The organism is Natronospirillum operosum (genome assembly GCF_004768465.1).
Lineage (GTDB): Bacteria > Pseudomonadota > Gammaproteobacteria > Pseudomonadales > Natronospirillaceae > Natronospirillum > Natronospirillum operosum.
The window spans coordinates 75,656-98,441 of record NZ_SRMF01000005.1 but is presented as its reverse complement, the minus strand read 5'-3'; the positions used below and the strand labels follow the sequence as shown (position 1 = coordinate 98,441).

Sequence of the window (22,786 nt, the reverse complement as noted above, 5' to 3'; positions counted from 1 at the left end):
TAGGAGGCATGACAGGCGTGCGACAATATTGTGCACAAAAGGGACAATAGTCACATAAAAATGATTCTGTTCATTTTGTTCATGCAGGCCCAATCCTTCGGTAACGTCGCTCTGGACGTCCGACCTCTCCATAACCCAGCTCAGCGGTAACCTCCTGCTCGGACACCAGGAACTCCAGGTATCGGCGCGCTGTGGAGCGGCTGACGCCAATCGCGCTGCCCACCTCGACCGCAGTGACACTGGCGGACAGGCTTTCCAGCGCCTGGCGAACATTGTCCAGAGTCAGACGATCAATCCCCTTGGGCAGACGGTCCGTGTGCACGGACTCCGCCTGCCGGCCTCGATGCAGTGCTTCATCGAGCGACTCCTGATCCATCTCACTGCGCCCGGACAGGGCTTCCCGGGCACTGCGGAAGCGCAACAGCATCTGCCGCATGCGCTCGCCTTCGGTCGGTTTGATCAGGTAGTCGAACACCCCGCCGCGCATCGCTTCCTGTATGGTCTCCACCTCCTTGGCGGCCGTGATCATGACAATATCAAGGTGGCGCCAGCGCCGACGCAACTCCCACATCAGGTCCATGCCCTGCACGTCCGGAATGTAGGCATCAAGCAGTATCAGATCGATCTGCTGCGCGGATGCCTCCAGAATGTCTACCGCCTCGGCGCGCGTCTTGGCCAGCCCTCTGACCACAAAGCCTTCCGATTGCTCAATGAACTGACGGTTGATATCCGCCACCCGGAAATCATCTTCTATGATCAGAACACCATACTGCTGGGTCATGCTCTGTCTCCGTCTGTTGTGCTGTCCTGACTGATCTGTTGCTTGCTCAGTGTCGCCACGAAGCAGGCGCCGCCCAGGTCACCCTCTTCCAGATAGAGTTCACCACCGCGGCGGGTACAGATCTCACGCACAAGGGCCAGACCAAGCCCCTGATGCTGCCCGCGCTTGGTGGTAAAGCCTTTCTGCATGATGGCATCCATCAGCTCGGGATCCACACCACCGCCGCTGTCTTCCACCTCGAACAGCACCTGCTCTCCCATATCGGTAAAGAACAGCCGTACCCGTCGTTCGCCCGGCTCGCTGCCGACCGCATCAAAGGCATTGTCGAGCAGGTTGCCCACCACCTTGAGCAGGGCTTCCCGGCCTTCCGGGTTGAGCCCCAGTTGCAGGGAGCATTCAGCCTCGATATCGAGATCAATCTGCTGCTGGTTGGCCAGCGCCATCTTGCTGAGCAGCATGCCGCCAACCACGGAGTCGCTGACATGCGCCATCACATAGGCCACCTGATCCTGTGCCAGCCGGCTTTCCTGCTGGATCAGGTCCAGCGCCTCCTGATGCTGACCCAGTTGCAGCAACCCGGAAATCGTATAGAGACGGTTGGAGAACTCGTGCGCCTGAATGCGCAGGCTGTCGACATTGGCGCTGACTTCGTTGAGTTCACGCGACAGCTCCATCAGTTCCTGCTGGTCTCTGAACGTGGCCACGGCCCCATCCACCTGCCCGTCGTTGATGATGGGCACTCGGTTCACCACGTAGGGCCGCCCACGGATCACCGCCTCCTGGTCAAAATCGCCCCGACCGGCCGACAGCACTGTCGCCAGTCGGGAGTTGGGTATGATCTCGGTCACCGGACGATTCAGCACCTTGGCTTCACTGGTCAGACCCAGTACCCGGCGCGCCGTCTGATTGAGCATGGTGACGTGGCCCTCCTGGTTGACTGCGATCACACCTTCGTGGATGGACTGCAGAATAGCCTCTTTCTCGGTGAACAACTGGGCAATCTGATGTGGCTCCAGGCCGAATATCTCGCGCTTGATATGACGGGCAATCCACAGCGACCCGATAACACCGATGATCACCGCCAGCAGCACCGGTATCCAGTTGCTGCGCAGGTAGCGCGCCACATCATACTCGATGGTTTCCATCATGAAGCCGACCGAGACCACGCCTATGATATTGCCATCATGATCGAAGATGGCTGTCTTGCCGCGTATGGCCTCGCCCAGCGAGCCCGTGGCCTGGGACACATAGGCCTCACCGTGGACCAGTGCCTGATCATTGTCTCCTCCGACCATGGGCAGTCCGATACGTTCCGGGCGGGGGTGCGAATAGCGGATGCCCTCATGGTTGCCTATCACCACGTACTTGGAGCCCACTTCCTGCTGAATGTCCTGCGTCAGCGGCTGCAGGATGCTGGGTGGATCGGGGTGATCAAAGGCCTCCAGTACAGCCGGCATATTGGCTACAGTCTGGGCAACACCCAGGCCGCGCAGACCGATCTGTTCACTGATGGCTTCCGCCATGCGGTTGTTCAGGTAGATCGCCTGCGCCAGCAGCACAATGGCGACCAGAGAAGCGACCAGCAGTATGACCTGAGTGGGCAGACGCAATCGGGGGCGGCGGCCCAGCCAGTGGCGAGTCCTTGCGAAGGAAAGCCAGTTCGAAAGTTGACCGGTAGTCATGATAGTTGTCTTTATATTGTCCGGTGGCAGGTTTGACTTTACCCCGCCTGTACGTCAGTGCAACACCCGAACAACGCCCCATTGCATTCCAATTGGTTATTACCGGTATAAAAATTATTCCCTGGAGCTATGTTTTTGCCCTCGGCATACTGCACTTTCAGGGTCTGAAACAGGCGGGCGGACAGAACCATGGGCTGGATTGCTTTCACGTTGATGGCGGCCTGCATGCAGGCTATCCGGGTGGCGGCACAGAAGCAGCTGTCCGGGCAGATGTCCGCTCTCGGCGTTACCTTTGTGCGCTACCTGTTTGGGCTGCCGTTTGTTGCTCTCTATCTGTACTGGCTGGGTGTGGATTTCGCGCTGGTGCAACAGGCGTCGCCCGTGGTGTGGGCCTGGATACTGGCCGGCGGTATCTTCCAGATTATCGCTACCTGGGCCCTGATCAGCGTGTTCCGCTGGCACAACTTCGCGGTCGGCACCACCCTGGCCAAAACCGAAACCCTGCTGGCAGCAGTGTTCGGCGCGCTCTTCTTCGGCCTGTCTCTGACCTTCATGGGCTGGACGGCAGTGCTGATTGGTATGGCCGGCATTATTTGCCTGAGCTGGCCCGCGCGAGTGCATATCCGCAACTGGCTGTCCCCGGCGACGCTGCTCGGTCTGCTGTCAGGCCTGCTGTTTGCGGTCAATGCCCTGGCCATTCATCACAGCAGCCGTCTGTTCGACCTGCCGCCGATCCATGCCGCTGCCGTGGTGCTGTGCAGCATGATACTGATGCAGATCCCGCTGATGGTGCTCTGGATGACGTGGCGCGAGCCCCGGGTCTGGCGCGATATTCGTCAGCACTGGCGGCCTGGACTGTTTATCGGCCTGACCAGTGCCATCGGCTCGGTGGGCTGGTTCACGGCCATGAGCCTGCAGAACCCGGCGCTGGTGAAAACACTGGGTCAGGTCGAGTTCTTTCTCGTGCTGCTGATCACGCTGCGGGTGTTCCGCGAACGAATACAGCGCCGGGAATGGGCCGGCATGGCACTGATTCTGCTCAGCGTGATTGTGGTGATGCAGGCAGGCTAGTCACACAGGACACTAGAGCCTGTCGAGCACCCCGGACTCCGTTACCGCCTCACCCACAGCGCGCATGGCCCGCTCGGCCTCGGCCGTACTGCGCGGGCCTCGTGTACAGACCGCCACCACCACGGCCGAGCGGTCATTTTCCGCCAGCACCGCACCGATGTCACAGGCACGACGATGCTGGGTGCCGGTCTTGTGGGCAAAGCGCGCGTCATCCGGCAAGGTGGCCCGCAAGCGATTGTCGCCGGTTTCTATCGTCTGCAGCAGGTCCAGCAGATAATCGGTGCTGTCCGCACTGAGCAACTCGCCTTCAACCAGCCGGGCCATCATCTGGCCCATCGCACTCAGGGTGCCGGAGTTGTAGGGGGTCTGATAGTAGGCATCAAAGGCGCTGTCCAGATCCGGCTGGCTGAATTCACTGCGGCTCACGCCCAGAACTTCTGCCAGCACATCTACGCGCCCATCCGGATTGTTCGCCTGCCGGATACTGAAAAAACCGGGTCCGTCCAGACTGGCGGCGCCATCATGAAATTCGCCATAGACCCGCCGCCGCACATCGGCCAGGGAGGTAATGGGGCCCACGAAATCCAGGCCCAGGGCCTCCATGCGGGTATTCACATTATCGATTCCCACGGTACGTATAACCATATCGCTGGCGGCATTGTCACTGACAACCAGCATTTCCTGCAGCAGGTGCTCCAGAGTGAACTCGGTACCCACATCATGCCAGTTGGTCTGCCCGGCACCGTCCACATAGTCCCGACCTTCAAGCGCAACCTGGTCATCCAGTGAGCGCTCGCCGGCATCGACCTGTGCCAGCAGCTCTATGGCTACCGGCACCTTGATGGTGGAGGCCAGGTACCAGTGCTCATGCCCGCGCAGGGACACGGATTCACCGGACCCGGTGTGTGCCACATATACGCTGAGATCACCGGAAAACTCGGTGTCCACGACCTCGAGCCTCGATTCCAGACGATCGACCCAGTCCAGAGCCAGCGCCGGCAACGGCGCCAGCAGGGCCAATGTCAATACCCCGACCAATGGTTGCAGGGGGTTGGTCATGCATCCTCCTAGCGATGTTGCTGAATCCACCCGACCAGCCTGATCCAGATGGCCGTCGCCACAATCAGGCCGAGGGTCAGCATTAATGCGAACTCGTACTCTACATCCTGCCAGTAGCCCAGCAAGTAACGGAAGCCGATAAAAATGACAACAATGTGAAAAATAAAGGCCTGCAGGGCATTCGACCCGATAATCGTGAACGGCAGCAGCACTTTTGACAGCAGCTTGCCGCCACCGATGCTGAGCCCCAGAATCAGAAAGGCGCCGCCCATGGAAAACAGCATAAAGAACAGTTCCGGCGGGTGCTTGCCCTGATTGCGGGCCACGGCTTCGATATCAGCCGCCAGATCGGAACCGGCCTGCACCACAAAGGCGATAAACAGCAGGGCCGAGATCACCAGCAGCCCGCTGGCCAGACGCCACCGCCTCATCAGGGTTTCGCGGTGATGCAGCAGGGCCTCGCCTATCAGCAGGCCCAGCAGAATCAGGGGCCCACGCGCAAATTGTCCCCAGGTGTAATAATCCGGGTCTTCCACGAAGATGGCCCGCAACTGCTGATTATCGCCAAAACTCCAGTTGGCGGCCGCCCACATGTGCAGACCGGCCAGCGCGACCGGACTGAGCAGGCGCACAATCAACGGCAACCGCACCCAAAGTGGCAGCAGCAGAGGCACCCACAGCAGGGCGATGGCATAGAAACCGAGGATCTCCACAAAGGATGGAAAGTTGCGATACAGCAGGGTGTCGACGATGTCCGCAGGCTGCGACAGGTACAGCATTTCGGCAACGGTCAGCACCTTGTACCAGAAGAAGACAATCAGTGCGTTGATCCACAGCTTGAGTCTCAGCCTGGGCCAGTCGGCAGTGCCCACACGCGGCATGAAGGCCACGGCCAGGGCGATGCCGAAGACCATGATGAAAGTCGAGGAGGCAAACTTGGTAATCAACTGCACCGGTATCTGGCCCCACGCTGACAGATCATCAAACTCCAGCAGACCTATCACACCATGGCTCAGAATCATCAGTGCAACGGCAATGCCGCGAGCCAGGTCAACGGCAGGAATGCGCCCTGTCCGCGCCGGCAGTTGCGGGGGTGCCATCAATGGTCCCAACAGTCCTGTTGTTCGTTGCGTGTTCATGGTCATCCTTCCGAAACTCTTGCTTGCTACCGTCAACCTACGGCTCAGGCCCGCAGGCAGTTCAGTCTGCCATCTCCGACCCGACGGTCGGTTCAAAAGGTCACATTGATGACCCAGTTTCACGACTGATCACTGCCAATGCTGCTGGCACTGACTGTTGGTGTCGACAATCACTATAATGCGGCCCCATAGTCAGCATAGACGCCCGAGGCCCGACCGCATGAAAAACCTGTTCTTCCGCCACGCCTTTCTGTTCCGCTGGATCATGAACCTGTGGCCGCCGTTTTTCTTCTGCGGTATTCGCATTGCCGAACTGAGCCAGGACTTTCGCTATGCGCGGGTCGAACTGAAATGGCGCCCCTGGACCCGCAATGTGAACAACACCCAGTATGGCGGCAGTCTCTTCTCGCTGACAGACCCCATGTTCGCCCTGCTGCTGTTTGGCTGCCTGGGCTGGGACCGCTACCTGATCTGGGACAAGTTTGCCGATATCGACTATATCGCCCCCGGCAAGGGCAAACTGACGGCCGAGTTTCGTATCGAGGACACTGATCTGCACGAGATTCGAGCCGCCACCGCCAATGGTGACAAGCACTTCCCCGAATTTGTGGCCTATGTGCGGGACCCGCAGGGCGAACTGGTATGCAAGGTCCGTCGCGTACTCTACGTACGGCTCCGGTCTGATCATCGTCCTGATGTCCTGTCCGAGTAAACACGGACACCCGCGAGAGATTCAGGCGGAGGCAGTGCGCGCGGGCGCCCTGGCAATACGCGCACGCGGGAAGCAGCAGGTAAAGGTACTGCCTGTGCCCGGGGTGCTCTGAATATCCAGCCGCGCATCATGTCGGGCCAGCGCATGCTTGACGATAGCCAGACCCAGACCAGTGCCGCCAGTGGCAGAAGAGCGGCCCGGGTCCACCCGGTAGAAGCGCTCGGTCAGCCTGGGTATGTGGGCCGTCTCGATGCCGATACCACTGTCCTCGACGGCCAGATAAACGCCTGCGTTGTCTTCATACCAGCGCAGATGGATACGACCCTGCTCCGGGGTGTAGTGCACGGCGTTGAACACCAGATTCGAGAAGGCTGATCGCAGCTCGCTCCCATTGCCCCACAGCTGCACCGCGGTCTGCGCTTCCACAGTAATCCTATGCTGCTGCTCGCCCGAAAGCTCGCGGGCGTCCTCCACGATACCGTTCAGCAGCGCAGCGACATCAATGGCTGTCTGATCACCCGCATCATCGACCGTATCCAGTCGGGTCAGCAGCATCAGATCATTGACCAGATTGACCATGCGGCGAGTCTGACCCTGCATCTGGTCAATGGCACGATGGGTACGCGGAGGAAGACTGTCCCGGTTGTCGGAGAAACCTTCCAGATAGCCCTGCAGCACCGTCAGCGGTGTGCGCAGCTCGTGCGAGGCATTGGCGACGAAGTCCTGGCGCATCTGCTCCAGCTGGCGCAGGCGGGTGATATCACGTACCAGCAACAGGCGGTTGCCAGCGGCATGTCGATTGTTGGTGAACTGCAGCACACGCTCGGTACGGGGGTGACGCATCTCGTACTGGCCATGGCGACGGTTGCGCTGGAACCAGGATACAAAGTGCGGGTCGCGTACCAGGTTGGTCAGCGCCTGGCCCACATCACCATCGCGGAAACCCAGCATCTGCTCGGCGGCTTCGTTCCACCACTGCAACTCGCCCTGGCGGGTAATGATGACCAGGCCATCCGACAGGCTTTCCACCGAGGTCTGCACCCGCTGCAGGGCCTTTTCCAGCCGGCGCACCTCGGTGCGCTGACGGCGCCGGAAGCTCCACAGATAATCGAGCACATCGGCCCAGGCACCATGGGCATGATGGGGTTCGGTGGTATCGAATTCCCGCAGCCAGTCAATCAGCCAGTGCATCTGCACCAGATACCAGAACAGATGCAGCGTCAGCACCCCGGTCAGCAGCGGCCAGAAGAGCTCTGTAAAATAGCCGAGACTGGCTACTGCGGCATAGAAAAGAGCCAGGCGCCCGTACAGGCGTTGGCGGCGATCATTCAGCATTCAGGTTTTCAACCTGCTCCGAAAAGCGATAGCCCGTTCCGCGGACCGTCTGGATCATGCGGCTGTGTTCTTCGCCCAGGGCCTTGCGCAGGCGCCGGATATGGACATCCACAGTACGCTCGTCGACATAGACATTACCGCCCCAAACCTGGTCCAGCAACTGGGATCGCGTGTAGGCGCGCTCCAGGTGAGTCATGAAAAACTGCAGCAGGCGGAACTCGGTGGGGCCCATGTTCATGCCCTTGCCGTTGGCGGTCACGCGGTGGCTGGCCGGGTCCAGACGCAGGCCGCGGATTTCCAGCGGCTGCTCGACCCCGACCGGCGTGGTACGGCGCAGCACGGCCTTGAGGCGCGCGACCAGTTCGCGCGGTGAGAACGGTTTGGTGATGTAGTCATCCGCACCCGCCTCCAGACCCTGTACCTTGTGGTCTTCTTCGCCCTTGGCGGTGAGCATGATGATGGGAATTTCGGCGGTCAGTTCGTCTTTTTTCAGCCGCCGGGCCAGTTCAATACCGCTGGTGTTGGGCAGCATCCAGTCCAGCAGGATGAGGTCCGGTTTCTGGTCCACAATCAGGCTGTGGGCGCTGCGTGCGTCCGCGGCTTCGAGCGCGACGTAGCCGGCCATTTCGAGCGCTGTGGCAATCATCTCGCGGATGGGTTGTTCATCATCCACAACCAGTATGGTTCGGTCCGACATGAGTCTGTCCTCGCTGACAACTACTCTTATTGAAGCGCAGCTTGATGACACTAATGTGACAGTCCGTCACGTGAATGTCATCCGGCAAGGTTGGCTTCAGCACCCTGCCGCGCCAGTCGGGCCGTAGCCAGGGTTCGATTGATGCCTGGGCCGCCGTGGTCTTGATCAGCGCCAGTCGGACCGTCGCCGGGCTCGGGTGCATGCCCTGTGAGACACGCAAAAAACGTCGTCCATGACAGCTCGACTGCGCACATCCATGTGCGCAGACGGTCTCACAGCGCATGCACCCGGCAGGCGACTCTTCCGGTGCCACACCCCGTAGGAGGCCACCCCGTGGCCGATCGCTTTTGAGTGTCCCAAGGTGCGTTTTAAACGAAGTCACTGCAGGCACGGCCGCCGGGTGGAGGTGCACTGGACCGCAGACCGTGCACGGCCAGGGATGGCCGTGCTCGAGCTGTCAGGGATGACGTATTTTGCGTGTCTGCGGTCAGTGCACCCCGCCAAAGGCGGCTTGAGCTAAGATCCCGAACGTGGCGCGACGGTCCGACTTGCGCTGATCAAGACCACGGCGGCATCCAAAAACCGCAGGGCGTTACTCCCCGTCGCCGCGCACCTTTTCTTCCATCTCGTCGTACTCGGTATGGCGCACATCCGTGCCCTTGACCAGGTACATGACATACTCGCAGACATTCTGGCAACGGTCGCCGATTCGCTCCAGCGAGCGCACTGCCCACATGACATTGAGGATCTTCGGAATCGACCGCGAATCCTCCATCATGTAGGTCATCAGCAGACGCATCAGCGCCTCGTATTCACGGTCGATCTTCTGGTCTTCCTGATGCACTTTCAGCGCCGCTTCCACATCCATGCGCGCAAAGGCATCCAGGGTGTCGTGCAACATTGACAGGACGTGACGCCCCAGATTGTCGACATTGCCCAGCAGGTCCTTCTGCTGCTTGTTGCTGAAGGACTCCAGAGCCACCCGGGCAATGCGCTCGGCTTCGTCACCGATGCGCTCCAGATCACCGATGGCCTTCATGATCACCAGCATCAGGCGCAGATCACCGGCGGTGGGCTGGCGCTTGGCGATGATGCGGAAGCAGTCTTCATCAATACGCATCTCGATCTCGTTAATGCGGACGTCAGAGGACAGCACCGCCTGAGCCAACTCGGAGTCGGACTCTACCGCTGCATTCAGGGCGTCCTGCAGTTGCTGTTCGACCATGCCACCCATGGCCAGGACTTCGTTGCGGACCAGTTCCAGCTCCTCGTTGAACTTGGAGGAGATGTGCGTACTCAGGTTCATAGCGTCCATTGTGTTCTCCAGGCATTTGTTACCGCAATTTGCGAACGGGTCAGCTCCGATGTCAGAGGGCCTGCCGGGTTCCCTGTCCGGGGACGCCGTAAACCCATCCCTGGGGGCTAGCACAAAAACGTCCTGTTTTTGAGCTCCCCGTCCAGGGAGCCCCGGCAGACCTGCACCAGAAGAGGCCTCTCTGCATTCAATCCAGACAGCATCTAACCAAACCGTCCCGTAATGTAATCGTTGGTCTGCTTCTCTTTCGGGTTGGTGAACATGTCATTGGTCACGCCGTACTCGACCATCTCGCCCATGTACATGAAGGCGGTGTAGTCGGAGACGCGCGCCGCCTGCTGCATGTTGTGGGTCACGATCACGATGGTATAACGGGTTTTCAGATCGTTGATCAGTTCTTCGATTTTCAGCGTCGAGATCGGGTCCAGCGCCGAGGCTGGCTCATCCAGCAGCAGCACTTCCGGTTCGATGGCGATGGCGCGGGCAATCACCAGCCTCTGCTGCTGACCACCGGACAGGCCAAAGGCGTTGTCCTGCAGGCGGTCTTTCACCTCATCCCAGAGCGCAGCGCCGCGCAGGCTGTTCTCCACCACCTCGTCCAGCGTGCGGCGATCATTCACACCCTGCAGGCGCAGACCGTAGGCCACATTCTCGTAGATCGACTTCGGGAACGGGTTGGGTTTCTGGAACACCATGCCGATCTGCCGGCGCAGTTCCGCCACGTCCACATTGGGGCCATAGATGTCCTGACTGTCCATCAGGATCTTGCCCTGGATGCGGCAGATGTCGACCAGATCATTCATGCGGTTGAAACAGCGCAGCAGGGTTGATTTGCCGCAGCCGGACGGCCCGATGAAGGCGGTCACCCGCTTTTCGGGAATGCCCAGGGTGATGCCCTTCAGGGCCTCATCCTTGCCGTACTGCAGGCGCAGGTCCTGGACATCGAGCTTGATTTTTTCCCGCGACAGGTTCAGTTTCTCGCGCGGCTTGCTCAGCTCTTCAGCCTTCACAAAAGCCCTACGGGGGGTGTATGTGCGGTTATCGGTCATGGTTCTCACTCTCGATTCGTTAAAGTCGGGTTGCCGGTGCGTCAATCGGTTTCACTGCGGTACTTTTCCCGCAGGTGGTTGCGGATACTGATGGCCGTGAGGTTGAGTACGATGATCAGCAGGATCAGTACCAGTGCCGTGGCATAGACCAGCGGCCGTGCCGCCTCGACATTGGGGCTCTGGAAGCCGACATCATAGATATGGAAGCCCAGGTGCATGAACTGACGCTCGAGGTGGATATAGGGGAAGTTGCCGTCGATCGGCAGCGACGGCGCCAGCTTCACCACCCCGACCAGCATCAGCGGCGCCACCTCGCCGGCCGCGCGCGCAATGGCCAGAATCAGGCCGGTCATCATGGCCGGGGTCGACAGCGGCACCACCACCTTCCACAGGGTTTCGGACTTGGTGGCCCCCAGCGCCAGCGAGCCCTGGCGGATGGTGCTGGGAATCCGCGCCAGCCCTTCCTCGGTGGAGACGATCACTACCGGCAGGGTCAGCAGCGCCAGGGTCAGCGAGGCCCAGAACAGACCGGGCGAACCGAAGGTCGGCCGTGGCAGTGCTTCGGGGAAAAACAGCTGGTCAATGTTGCCGCCGAGGAAGTAGACGAAGAAGCCGAGACCGAACACCCCGAACACAATGGACGGCACCCCGGCCAGATTGTAGACCGAGATACGAACGGCACGCGTGATAGGCCCCTGCCTGGCATACTCGCGCAGATAGATGGCCGCCAGCACCCCGAACGGGGTCACCATGATGGACATCACTATCACCATGGTCACGGTGCCAAACAGGGCCGGGAAGATACCGCCTTCGGTATTGGCCTCACGGGGCTCGTCGGTGACAAAGGTCCAGAAGCGGTCCATGTATTCGACCATCTTGGCCGGTACCGACATGTTGTTGGGCTGGGTCACACGCACGACCTGCGCCAGCGGAATCGACACGGTACGATCGTCGCTCATGCGCATGCGCAGCGTGTCGCGGCGAGTGCTGGCATACAGCTCATCCAGGTCGGCCCGCAACTCGTCGTATTCCGCGTCAAGCCGCGCCCGCTCGGCGGCCACCCGGGCCTCTTCCTCGGTGCGGGCCATGCCGGTCACATCGTTCAGATCAAGCCGGCGCAGTTCTCGCCGCAATTGCTCCATCTGACGATTGATCTCGCCCACCTCGCCCCGTTCTATCTGGCGGATATCGTCATGCAACACCAGACTGCGTTCGACCAGGTCCTTCAACCCGGGCAGGAAATCCGGGTGGTCAGCAGTGAGTACTTCTTCGCCATCCACCAGCAGGGCTTCCGGATAGCCATAGAAGTTGCCCCACTCTCGACGTTCCAGCTCCAGAACCTGCGCCGGATATTCGAATTCGCGCATACCCAGATCAGTGTGCCAGACGAAATCGGCCCCGAACTGGTCCCGATTACCGACCCGAAACAGATAGCGGGTCACGAGCGTGTCCAGACGGTCTTCGGGAATATAGTTGCCAGCATCGGCTGCCACCTGCGCGGGCACCGTCTCGGTGCGGGAGATGGGGCCCAGCACTCGGCGCATTTCGCCGGTCTGCAGGTTCTCTATCTCCACCGCGATCACGGGCGCCGGCCAGAAATGAGACAGCCCGCGCACTGCGATCAGTCCTACGACACCGATCACCATCACCAGGCAGAGCGCCACAGCGCCGCCCGTCAGCCAGATCCAGGGGGTGCCACTACGAAACCAGTTCTTCATGATTCGTTATGCTCCTTAAAGGCTGCTGTACTTGCGACGCAGGCGCTGCCGCACAATTTCGGCGGCGGTATTGAGAACAAAGGTCAGCACGAACAGCACCAGTGCCGCCAGGAACAGAATGCGGAAGTGGGAACTGCCCACCGCCGTTTCCGGCAGCTCGACGGCGATATTGGCCGACAGGGTGCGCATGCCCTCGAAGATGTTGAAATTCATGATGGGGCTGTTGCCAGTGGCCATCAGCACGATCATGGTTTCACCCACCGCCCGGCCCATGCCGATCATGATTGCCGAAAACATGCCCGGGCTGGCCGTGGGCAGAACCACGCCGACCACGGTCTGCCAGGAAGTAGCACCCAGGGCCAGTGATCCCTGAGTCAGGTGCTTGGGCACGTTGAATACCGCATCTTCAGCAATCGAGTAGATAGTCGGGATAACGGCGAAACCCATGGCAATCCCGACCACCAGCGCGTTGCGCTGGTCATAGGTGATATTGTTGTCGGTCAGCCACTGACGCATGCTGCCGTCAAAGAAAGCGATTTCGACAAACGGGCTGGTGTAGACAGCCACCCAGCCGATCAGCAGAATGACCGGGATCAGCACCACAAACTCCCAGCCCGCCGGGAACAGTCGTTTCAGTAGCTCCGGAGCAAACTTCCACAGCGCCGCCATGCCGATCATGGACAGCGGCATGAACACCAGAATGGAGAACACCGCCGGTAGATGGTTTTCGAGGAAGGGGGCCAGCCAGAGACCGGCCAGAAAGCCCAGTATGACGGTAGGCAGGGCTTCCATCACCTCGATCACCGGCTTTACCGCACCGCGCAGCTTCGGCGTCATGAAGTAGGCCGTATAGATGGCACCGAGCAAACCCAGCGGCATGGCAAAGAGCATGGCGTAGAAGGCAGCCTTGATGGTACCCACAGTCAGGGGCGCCAGGCTGAACTTGGACTCGACCTCGTCACGCGCTGCCGAGGACTGCCAGGTGAATTCCGGCTCGGCCTGGCCTTCGTACCAGACCCGATTCCACAGTGCCTTGAACGACAACTCCGGGTGCCGGTTCCACAGGGTAGATACCTGTACCCGACCGGTTTCACCGACGGTCAGCAGTGCCTGGACCCGAGGATCGATGGCAATATTCTCGAAGGCATTCTCGTACATCGACTTCTTGAGCAGGGTGCGCGACGAGGTGCCGTAATGAATGCCCAGGGTGCCGGTCTCGTCACCGACAATGAAACCCTTGCGTGAATACTCGGGTGCGATGACGCGAATGGCACCAGAGTGCTGATCAAAGGTGCGAACCGGGCGCAATGTGCGTTCATTGGCGGCATCCCGGACCACGAAGGACTGCATCAGTCGACCGTCGGCGGTACCGGTAATGACCGAAATGGACCCGACCAGGAAGTCCATGGCGGTGATGGCTTCGCCCTCGCCCACATCCAGGCTGTTGACCAGGCGCGCCTGAGCCGGCGAGCTGACGTCGTAGTAATGCAGCATGCCGTCATCTGTGGCGACAAAGAGATTGCGCAGGCCCTTGTCCAGCAACAACTTGACCGGCGTACCGGGAATGTCCGGCAACGTGAAGCGGTTGCTGCTCACGGTCACTTCGCCGGTCATCATGTTTTCCTGTGTGGACAGGATAGCCAGTAGCAGTCGCTGATCGGCGGTCACGCCAGCCAGACCGAGGCGCGTCGCCCCCCTGTCGGTCTGCTGCACCGCCAGCAGTTCCAGTGGCTGTGCCTGTTCATCCAGAACAATCGGATCTTCACCAAAGGGACGCAGAACACTCGGTTCTATATGGCGTGTCGTGCCTTCGGGAAAACTGCTTTCGAAATCGTGCTGCAGCACCAGAGCCTGGCCATTGTCCAGGCCGTAAGCGGTGATACTCTGGGTGAGCTCGGCGGCGGCGAATGAGGTGGCTCGTGTGCCTGTCGGGAATCCAGTCGGGAAGGCCGCTCTGACCGAGCCATCCTCGATTGCAAAAAAGGTCACCATGCCGTCATCGGCATAAACCGTGCCCAGGGTGCGGTGGCGCTCCATCACCAGATGGCTGACCGTGGCCCCTTCGGCCAGGCCGGGCATGTCATATTCGATCTGGGGGCTGACCTGGGCACCACGCAGAATCGGGGCGACCTCGTAGAAGAGGTAGGCAAAAATCAGGGTCAGGGAAAAGACCACCCCGAAACCGGCGGCAGTGATACCCCAGCGAGATATGCCATCCCGAATCATGCGCCACTTGCGGCGTCGCATGCGGGTTTCGGCGTCAGGAAGCAGAGAGCGTGCAGGGGGCAGGTTGTCGCCCTCGGTACGAACCAGATCAGTCATGGCGGCTACTCGGTTGCAAGGCATTGAGAACTCATGGCCCGGAGATTAAGCACCCTTGATGACGGTTTGATGACAGATCTGTCGCGGTGCTCTGCGCACCCAGTACCCACTCCCGGCGGCTGCGCCATCAGCGACAACTTCAAGAAGGCACTCGATCTGTAGCGAGGGACGCAAGTCCCGAACGGGGCCTGAGGCCCCGAACAAGGGGCGGCTGCGCCACCCATCGCGACTCGCGTCGCTCACTACAACAGAGGTTATTCTGCAAGCGGTGCGATACGACGTCTCGGGGCTTCTCTCGCATGCGTGGCCAAGGGCCACCGCCTACAAAAGCTGGGAGGCAGGGTTGGAGTCGCCGGGCACAAAAAAGGGAGCCCGTGGGCTCCCTGAAAATCTGAGGGTATGGCGTTTACAGCAGATCGAGATCGCGCAGTACGCGTTCTGCAGCGCTGGCAGGCAAGGGTACGAAGCCGTCGCGTACCACAACTTCCTGGCCAACCTGTGAGTAGAGCATTCTTACGAACTCGGCTACTGACGGCTCCAGCGGCTCGTTCGGGTGCTTGTTCACATAGACGTACAGGAAGCGCGCCAGCGGGTAATCTCCGGTAGCGGCATTGTCCGCGTTCGGCTCGAAGAACTCACCACCGTGCTCACGTGACAGCGGTATGGCGCGCACACCGGAGGTGATGTAGCCGATACCCGAGTAACCAATACCATTGATGGTTTCGGCCACACCCTGAACCACGGATGATGAACCGGGCTGCTCGTTGATGGAAGCCTTGAAGTCACCACCAAACAGGGCGACGTCACGGAAGTAACCGTAGGTACCGGAAACCGCGTTACGGCTGTACAGCGGGATGTCACGGTTCACCCAGGCGCCGTCCAGGCCGACCTGGCCCCAGCGCGTGATGTCTTCCGGATGATCGCTGAAACGCGTGGAAGAGAAGATGGCATCTACCTGCGGCAGCGACAGACCTTCGATCGGATTGTCGCGGTTCACATAAACCGCCAGCGTATCGATGGCGACCGGCAGCGCGTAGGGCTCATAGCCGTGACGCTCTTCGAAGGACTGAATTTCGGAGTCGCGCATGGCGCGGCTCATCGGACCGAAAGTCGCAGTACCTTCAGTAACCGCAGGTGGTGCAGTAGAAGAACCGGCACCCTGGATCTGTACATTGACGTTCGGGTAGAAGCGGTTGAACTCTTCGGCCCACAGCGTCATCAGGTTATTCAGCGTATCGGAACCGATCGAGGTGATGTTACCCGATACACCAGAGGTACGCTCATACACGGGCAGGTTCGGGTCCACATCCTGGGCCATGGCACTGGCGCTCAGAGTAGCCACGCCGGCAACCATGCCGGACAGCAGTAGTGTGTTCATTTTCATGGTGTATATCTCCACAGTCGAATGCAGGCAGTTTGGGGAAATCCCCGTTGCGAATTCGACTATAGGGAGACAATGTGACCAGTAGATGACAGCTCTGTGTTGACTGTGTGACAGTGTCGCCGAGCGGGTCAGCCTGAACTTTTCTCGGCCGGATGTGGTATGCGTCCCGAGTCACCGGGGACGGAGGGAAAGCGCTCGGCAATCCAGTCCGCACGCGCCTGCGCCAGCAGTGCCGGATCACTGCTGACAAAGTTCCAGTCGAATTGACGCGGCTCCGGCAAGGGCTCACCGCCCAGCACCACAAAGTGGGTGCCCACATCGGCCGAGACCACCGGGCCGGCCTGGCTTTCCGGAGGCGGAAAAGCTCCGAGCTCTCCCGGTGCCAGTGTCATGGCTTCACCATCATGCCAGTCCACCGTCAGACGCCCTGATACCACATAGACCCCCAGCGCATGGCTGCTCGGATAGCGCCACTGCCAGGTCTCTGCGGCCTGCACCCGCCCTTCGGCGAAAAACGTCGGCCACTGTATGTTCAGGGGTGAACGCTGCTCCAGCCAATGGCCGACAATCAGTGTCCAGTCCACCCCCTCACTGGAGAAACGCGGCAGCGCTGCTGACGCCAGATGCTGGAAGGACGACTCGCCCTGCTCTTCTTCTCGATGCTGGGCCACCCAGCACTGCAGGCCGTGCAGCGGTGCGGACAGGTCTCCGGCGCGTTCCGAGTGCACGATGCCGCGTCCGGCCGTCATCCAGTTGACCTCACCGGGGCGCACCATCTGGTCATTGCCCAGGCTGTCACGATGCCGCATTTCACCGCTGAACAGCCAGGTCAGTGTGCTGAGCCCGATATGCGGGTGCGGCGCCACCTGCACCGGCACCTCGGTCGGCCCCATGTGATCCAGAAACACAAAGGGGCCAATGGCCCGACAGGTACGATGCGGCATGACCCGCCGCACCGGCACGCCTTCCATATCATGAGCGCGCCCACTGACCTTGACTGTACCCATCACGGCACCTCACTGCATATCTTCAGGACAGGTTGAATGTCGCCTGTTCTTCCACTGTGTCGCCGCTGTCTTCTTCAGTCCAGCGAAAAACGGCCTGCCCTGATTCCTCTGGCGCCATGAAGAAGCGCATATAGGGGTTCTCGGACACCGCCGTGTGCATGCGGACCGTCAGCACGGTATCACCTTCATACTCCACCACCAGGGTGTCAAGCAGCCGCCGGGGCAGAATCTCGCCATCCGGTCCTTCACGCAGACCGGTTTCCATTGGGTGCGTCACCAGAGTACGCACTTCGCCCGGCTCGCCGGCACTGGGTGAGCGGGGAATGGCCACCCGGGGCTGACCGAACTCGGCGATATCATCGTCACTGGCCATCAGACAGCCGCCCACCGTGATCCGAATGTCGGCACTGGCCACATAGACCTCGCCGGTGCTGCTGTGCGCCACGGCATACAGCGTCTGGGATTCATTGACACGCACTCGCGTCGACACTTCAGGCCGCCCCATCTGGGGCGTCAGAAAGAAATCCACCACTTCGGCGTTGGGGTTCTTGGTGGCGAAGACCCGGATACTCTCGATGTACTCATCGGCCGACATTGGATGATCGATGCTGAGTTCCAGCGGCACTGCCGAACCGTCTTCCGACACGCTGGGCATCTGCATACGCAACTGGCCCAGTTGCGGAGTCGCTTCCCCCACTGCTTCGGCAACTGCCGCATGCCGCTCCCAGCCCGAGCCGTCTGCCAGCGCTGCAGGAGCCAGAAGCGCCAACAGGGACAAGGCCAACAAAGACTGCAACTTGCGCATAGATACTGTTCTCCAGAGCCTGCCTGATCCTCGCCGGGTCGACATCAGAGTTCGGCCCGGCGAGGATCGTTACCAGACTCCATTATACGGAACCAAAGGCGAAATCGATTGCTTTCACCTGACGGAAAGATCAGGGCGACGCCCAGTTTTTCAAGGGCTTCAACCCCAGCCAGGCGCCCAGCAGGATACCGCCCAGAGCCAACCAGGCGCTGATGGCCAGGGTAGAGAACCCGGTCAGCCCCTGACCGATGGAACAGCCCAGCGCCATGACACCACCGATTCCCATCAGCAGGCCACCCAGAGCCGACCGACGAATATGGCGCGGAGACTCGAAGCCCTGCCACTGCAACCCGCCGGTGAGCAGGGCCATGGCCAGGCTGCCCAGCACGATGCCGGCGACCACGGTAACCGGAAAGGTCAGGCTGATGCCGGTGGCAATCATCAGGTACTGCAGGGTATCGCCCACTGGTGCCACAAAGGTCAGTGACGCCAGCCGGACCGGATCAAAGATGTCGTCTCCCAGTACCCCGGTGACCCACCAACCGGCCGGAATGAGCAGGCCGATCAGCAGCCCGCCAGCCAGGTCCCGACCCGAACGCCGGAAACCGGCATGAGTCAGGGCAAAGCCCGCCAACAGCGTGACCAGCGCCACAGTAAACAGCCACCGTGCCAGCGTCGGGCTCATGCCCAGACCGGCCAGCCACTGCCACCAGGTCCCGGCCGGCAGCCGGAACTGCACCGACCCCTCCAAAGCCAGCCGCGGATTCGCCAGCACACCCGACATCGTCATGTAGGCGGCCACGCCCAGACAGAGCAGCACCACCAGCGAACGCAGATTGCCGGTACCCAGCAGCACCAGCGAACGGGCGCCACAGCCATTGGCCATGACCATGCCCAACCCGAACAGGACACCACCGAGCGGCAGCAGCAGGGACAGGCTGCGCTGCGGATAAACCGAGGCGCTCAGATCCACCGGCGCCAGCACGGCCAGCACCTGAGTGCCCAGCAGCGCCACCGCCATGGCCAGGGCAAAGGCACGCAGCTTGCGGCCGTCACCGGCCACCCACTGGTTCTTCAACCCGCGCAGCAGGCAGAAACCGGTCTGCTGCCCGATGGCACCGAACAGCAGCCCCAGTATCAGACCACCCAGCAGCACCCCTTCGACATGGCTCATCAATAGCGGGTGCCCCAGGCATCCTGGGCCATGGCTTCATACCAGCCGCGCGCATACTGGGCTTCCAGCGCCCGGGTCGAGGCATCGGCTTCCGACGGGCTCAGGCCACTGCTGGTGGTTTCCACCTCACCGTCACTGGTGGTGCGGTAGATGCCGGCCACCGAGATGCCGTAGTCCGGTGCGATCAGGCTGTAGCAGGTGTTGGTGAAGTACGCCGGCGGCGGTGTTTCACCGGCCACCTGAGCCACAATGGCCGCAGCGGCCACCTTGCCCTGCGAACTGGCCGAGAAGCCGGATTTCGGCATCGGCGCGGCAATGGTCGCATCACCCACCACGAAGATATCCTCGGCCTGCGTGGACTCGAAGGTCGCGGGGTTCACCGGTACCCAGCCACTGTCATCGGTCAGACCGGCACGCTCGGCAATAAAGCCGGCCTTCTGCGGCGGCACCACATTCAGTACATCCGCCTGATGCAGGGTACCGAATTCGGTTTCCACCTCGCGGCGAATGGCATCAACCCGGGTCACCCGACCGTCATTGGACAGCCCGACCCATTCGATGCGATCACCGTAGAATTCGTTCCAGCCGGCAGTGAACAGCCCCTGCTTGGAGAAGTTGTCCTTGGCATCCAGAATCAGCACCTTGGAGTTGGGCTTATGCTGGCTGAAATAGTGCGCGACCATGCTGGCCCGCTCATAGGGCCCGGGCGGACAACGGAAAGGATTGGCAGGCGCCACCAGAACGAAGACACCGCCGTCGTCCATGTCCTCGAGCTGACGACGCAGCAGCCGGGTCTGCTCACCAGCCTGCCAGGCATGCGGTGCATACTGGGGCGCAGCTTCATCGTAGCCTTCCAGCTCGTTCCAGCGGAAATCGATACCGGGCGACATGATGAGCTTGTCATAGATCAGGGTAGTGCCGTCACCCAGCACCACGGTGTGATTCACCGGATCAACATCCTGCGCCGTCTGGTGAATGACCTGCACCCCGTAGACTTCACGCAGTTCGTTGTAGTTGTGCGCGATCTCATTCATCTCGCGCAGACCGCCCAGGTACAGATTGCTGAACGGGCAGGTGTAGAACACCTCATTGGGCTCTACCAGAGTGACTTCCAGGTTCGGGTTGCCACGCTTCAGATACTTGGCCGCTGTGGCACCGCCAAAACCGCCGCCAATCACGACCACGCGCGCGTCACCACCACCCTGCTGGCCCATGGCACCGCAGGCATTCAACAGCGGCAGTGCGCCCACGGCGCCCACGCCTTTCAGCAGTCCGCGCCGGGACAGGGTGGCCAGTGGATTCTTCTTGTCAGACATCGATGTTCTCCTTGGTCCCGCTTACTGGGCCGAAAAATAGACAGCCAGACGAGCCAGTTCGTCGTCCGTATAGCCGGCGGCAATTCGGTTCATCACAGTGGCCTGTGCGTCCTCGTTCTTGAACTGGAGCAACAGGGTTTCCAGTTCATCGGCCGGGCGGCCGGCAATTGCAGGCACCAGGCCTTCAAGGGCGCCCGCTGTGCCGTGACAGCCAGCGCAGCCTCCGGCCAGTACCGAGTCGGCCAGCGGATCCAGGCTGACATTGTCAGCGCTTGCGGTGCCAGCCAGCCCCAGGGTCAGCAGGCCACAGGACAGTATCGGGGTTATGACTTTCATAGCGACTCCTTACCCACTGGGCATCATGTTCCGTATCCGGGCTGCGCGGCCCGCCAGACGGTCCGTGCAAGCCCTATAGCTTAGTGCATTTTTGTGCCAGCTGCCTAGGCGACCTGTGCTTCTGCCGCCCGTGCGGCCAGTTCCCGATTGACCGCCGCACTGACCGCATCCAGGGCCGCCCGGGCAATGTCGCCACCGGTACCCACGCCCCACCAGGTACGTTCACCGGTTTTCAGCTTGACGTAGGCCACGGCTCTGGCATCGGAACCCGTACCCAGGGTGTGCTCGGCATAATCATCCACTTCCACCACAAAGCCGACATGCTGGGCCAGCGCACTGGTCCAGGCATCCACGGGTCCGTCGCCCTTGCCCACCCAGCGCTGCTGCTGGCCGTCCATATGCACATCGGCCGACAACTGGTCATCACCTGCCTCGGTGGAAGACAGCCGATAGTCGCCCAGCCGCAGCGGTGTGCGCGCCATGTATTCCTGCTCGAAGGCGGTCACAATCCAGTCCGCCCTAACTTCCTTGGCGGTGCGTTCTGCTTCTTTCTGCACATGCTGACTGAACAGCGGCTGCAGTTCGCGCGGCAGGTTGTAGCCGGTTTCCCGTTCCAGCAACCAGGCCACGCCGCCCTTGCCGGACTGGGAATTGACCCGGATCACGGCCTCATAGTTGCGGCCAAGATCCGTAGGATCGATCGGGATATAGGCCACATCCCAGAGATCTCCGGGTTTGCGCGCGCTCATGCACTTGCGAATGGCGTCCTGATGGCTGCCGGAGAAAGAGGTGTAGACCAGTTCCCCGATATAGGGGTGGCGCGGGTGTACCGGCAACTGATTGCAGTATTCATAGACCTTCTGGATGCGCGCCATGTCGGCCAGATCCAGCTCGGGGTCCACACCACGCGAATAGAGGTTCATCGCCATGGTGAGAATATCCATGTTGCCGGTACGCTCGCCGTTGCCCAGCAGGGTGCCTTCGACCCGGTCCGCCCCGGCCATGACGGCCAGCTCGGAAGCGGCAATGCCGGTACCCCGGTCATTGTGCGTGTGCACGCTCAGCACCACCGCGTCCCGGTGATGCAACTGGCGGTGCACAATCTCTATCTGGTCGGCAAACACATTGGGCGTGGTCATCTCCACCGTGGCCGGCAGGTTGATGATGACGGGGTTCTCCGGTCTGGGTTGCCAGACTTCCAGTACGGCGTTGCAGACGTCGATGGCATAGTCCAGCTCGGTGCCGGTAAAGCTCTCGGGCGAGTACTGAAAGCGCCAGTCGGTATCCGGGTAGCGTTTGGCATATTCCTGCACCCAGGTGGCCCCCTGCACGGCCAGATCCCTGATGCCGGCCTGATCCATGCGGAACACATCGCGCCGCTGCACGGTTGAAGTCGAGTTGTACACATGCACGATGGCCCTGTGCACACCTTGCAGGGACTCGTAGGTACGCTCGATCAGTTCTTCCCGCGCCTGCACCAGCACCTGCACGGTGACATCTTGCGGAATCAGGTCTTCCTCGATCAGGCGGCGGGTGAAGTCATAATCAATCTGCGAGGCCGCCGGAAAGCCGATCTCGATTTCCTTGAAGCCGATATCGACCAGCAGTTCGAAGAACACCATCTTCTGCTGCACGGTCATGGGTTCGATCAGTGCCTGATTGCCGTCGCGCAGGTCCACACTGGCCCATACCGGGGCGCGGGTGATTTCCTGATCAGGCCAGGTGCGGTCACTCAGTTTGGGTTTCGGATAGGCGGGATATTTGCGGTAGTCAAAGGTACCCGCCGAGCCATCGCCAATGATCTCCGTTCGGATACCGTCGTTCTGTTCAATGCCGGACATGCTGTTTTCCTCGAATTCTCTGCGTCTTTCAGTGCAGCCAATG

19 protein-coding genes are annotated in these 22,786 nt (G+C 60.8%); 2 read left to right on the top strand and 17 right to left on the bottom strand.

Annotated features, from left to right (window positions below):
• Positions 1–79 precede the first annotated feature (79 nt).
• Positions 80–781, bottom strand: coding sequence for a response regulator (locus E4656_RS13040; protein WP_135483730.1), 702 nt, complete (start codon positions 779–781; stop codon positions 80–82).
• On the bottom strand, positions 778–2,463 hold the full coding sequence (locus tag E4656_RS13035) for an ATP-binding protein (protein ID WP_135483729.1): 1,686 nt from the start codon (positions 2,461–2,463) through the stop codon (positions 778–780). The genes E4656_RS13040 and E4656_RS13035 overlap by 4 nt, the downstream gene beginning before the upstream one ends.
• A gap of 189 nt (positions 2,464–2,652) precedes the next feature.
• On the opposite strand from E4656_RS13035, the gene E4656_RS13030 reads away from it, so the two are divergent.
• Positions 2,653–3,534, top strand: a complete 882-nt coding sequence (locus E4656_RS13030) for a DMT family transporter (RefSeq protein WP_135483728.1) — start codon at positions 2,653–2,655, stop codon at positions 3,532–3,534.
• 12 nt (positions 3,535–3,546) lie between these two features.
• On the opposite strand, the gene E4656_RS13025 is transcribed toward E4656_RS13030, so the two are convergent.
• Together E4656_RS13025 and E4656_RS13020 are read right to left on the bottom strand one after the other, a co-directional pair.
• Positions 3,547–4,593 (bottom strand): serine hydrolase, encoded by a 1,047-nt coding sequence (locus E4656_RS13025; RefSeq protein ID WP_135483727.1) that lies wholly within the window; start codon positions 4,591–4,593, stop codon positions 3,547–3,549.
• A gap of 8 nt (positions 4,594–4,601) precedes the next feature.
• Positions 4,602–5,732 (bottom strand): acyltransferase family protein, encoded by a 1,131-nt coding sequence (locus E4656_RS13020; RefSeq protein ID WP_240753987.1) that lies wholly within the window; start codon positions 5,730–5,732, stop codon positions 4,602–4,604.
• 220 nt (positions 5,733–5,952) lie between these two features.
• Between E4656_RS13020 and E4656_RS13015 the strand changes: the two genes are divergently transcribed.
• The gene (locus E4656_RS13015; RefSeq protein ID WP_135483726.1) at positions 5,953–6,444 is read left to right on the top strand and encodes a DUF4442 domain-containing protein; all 492 of its coding nucleotides are present in this window, start codon (positions 5,953–5,955) and stop codon (positions 6,442–6,444) included.
• Positions 6,445–6,465: 21 nt separating this feature from the next.
• Here E4656_RS13015 and phoR read toward each other — a convergent pair whose 3' ends face one another.
• From phoR to leuA, 13 genes are all read right to left on the bottom strand, one after another.
• Positions 6,466–7,779, bottom strand: coding sequence for a phosphate regulon sensor histidine kinase PhoR (gene phoR, locus E4656_RS13010; protein ID WP_135483725.1), 1,314 nt, complete (start codon positions 7,777–7,779; stop codon positions 6,466–6,468).
• Entirely contained in the window at positions 7,769–8,476 is a 708-nt protein-coding gene (gene phoB, locus E4656_RS13005; protein ID WP_135483724.1) for a phosphate regulon transcriptional regulator PhoB, read from the bottom strand. The genes phoR and phoB overlap by 11 nt, the downstream gene beginning before the upstream one ends.
• 592 nt (positions 8,477–9,068) lie before the next feature.
• On the bottom strand, positions 9,069–9,791 hold the full coding sequence (phoU, locus tag E4656_RS13000; protein ID WP_135483723.1) for a phosphate signaling complex protein PhoU: 723 nt from the start codon (positions 9,789–9,791) through the stop codon (positions 9,069–9,071).
• 203 nt (positions 9,792–9,994) lie between these two features.
• Positions 9,995–10,840 carry a phosphate ABC transporter ATP-binding protein PstB gene (gene pstB, locus E4656_RS12995; protein ID WP_135483722.1) on the bottom strand — a complete coding sequence of 282 codons (846 nt, stop codon included), beginning with the start codon at positions 10,838–10,840 and terminating at the stop codon, positions 9,995–9,997.
• Positions 10,841–10,881: 41 nt separating this feature from the next.
• Positions 10,882–12,558: a phosphate ABC transporter permease PstA gene (gene pstA / locus E4656_RS12990; protein WP_135483721.1), complete on the bottom strand. Its 1,677-nt coding sequence runs from the start codon at positions 12,556–12,558 to the stop codon at positions 10,882–10,884.
• Between the two features lie 15 nt (positions 12,559–12,573).
• On the bottom strand, positions 12,574–14,880 hold the full coding sequence (locus E4656_RS12985) for an ABC transporter permease subunit (RefSeq protein ID WP_240753986.1): 2,307 nt from the start codon (positions 14,878–14,880) through the stop codon (positions 12,574–12,576).
• A 406-nt stretch (positions 14,881–15,286) separates the two neighbouring features.
• A complete protein-coding gene (locus E4656_RS12980) occupies positions 15,287–16,264 on the bottom strand; it encodes a PstS family phosphate ABC transporter substrate-binding protein (protein ID WP_135483720.1) in 978 nt (325 codons plus the stop codon).
• Between the two features lie 128 nt (positions 16,265–16,392).
• Entirely contained in the window at positions 16,393–17,271 is an 879-nt protein-coding gene (locus tag E4656_RS12975; protein ID WP_135483719.1) for a pirin family protein, read from the bottom strand.
• Between the two features lie 22 nt (positions 17,272–17,293).
• Positions 17,294–18,076 carry a thiosulfate oxidation carrier protein SoxY gene (locus E4656_RS12970; protein ID WP_167856059.1) on the bottom strand — a complete coding sequence of 261 codons (783 nt, stop codon included), beginning with the start codon at positions 18,074–18,076 and terminating at the stop codon, positions 17,294–17,296.
• Between the two features lie 130 nt (positions 18,077–18,206).
• Positions 18,207–19,250: a YeeE/YedE family protein gene (locus E4656_RS12965; protein ID WP_135483717.1), complete on the bottom strand. Its 1,044-nt coding sequence runs from the start codon at positions 19,248–19,250 to the stop codon at positions 18,207–18,209.
• Positions 19,250–20,566 carry an NAD(P)/FAD-dependent oxidoreductase gene (locus tag E4656_RS12960; RefSeq protein WP_135483716.1) on the bottom strand — a complete coding sequence of 439 codons (1,317 nt, stop codon included), beginning with the start codon at positions 20,564–20,566 and terminating at the stop codon, positions 19,250–19,252. Before E4656_RS12960 ends, E4656_RS12965 begins: the two co-directional genes overlap by 1 nt.
• A gap of 21 nt (positions 20,567–20,587) precedes the next feature.
• Positions 20,588–20,902 (bottom strand): c-type cytochrome, encoded by a 315-nt coding sequence (locus tag E4656_RS12955; protein WP_135483715.1) that lies wholly within the window; start codon positions 20,900–20,902, stop codon positions 20,588–20,590.
• 104 nt (positions 20,903–21,006) lie between these two features.
• A complete protein-coding gene (gene leuA / locus E4656_RS12950; RefSeq protein WP_135483714.1) occupies positions 21,007–22,743 on the bottom strand; it encodes a 2-isopropylmalate synthase in 1,737 nt (578 codons plus the stop codon).
• Positions 22,744–22,786 lie beyond the last annotated feature (43 nt).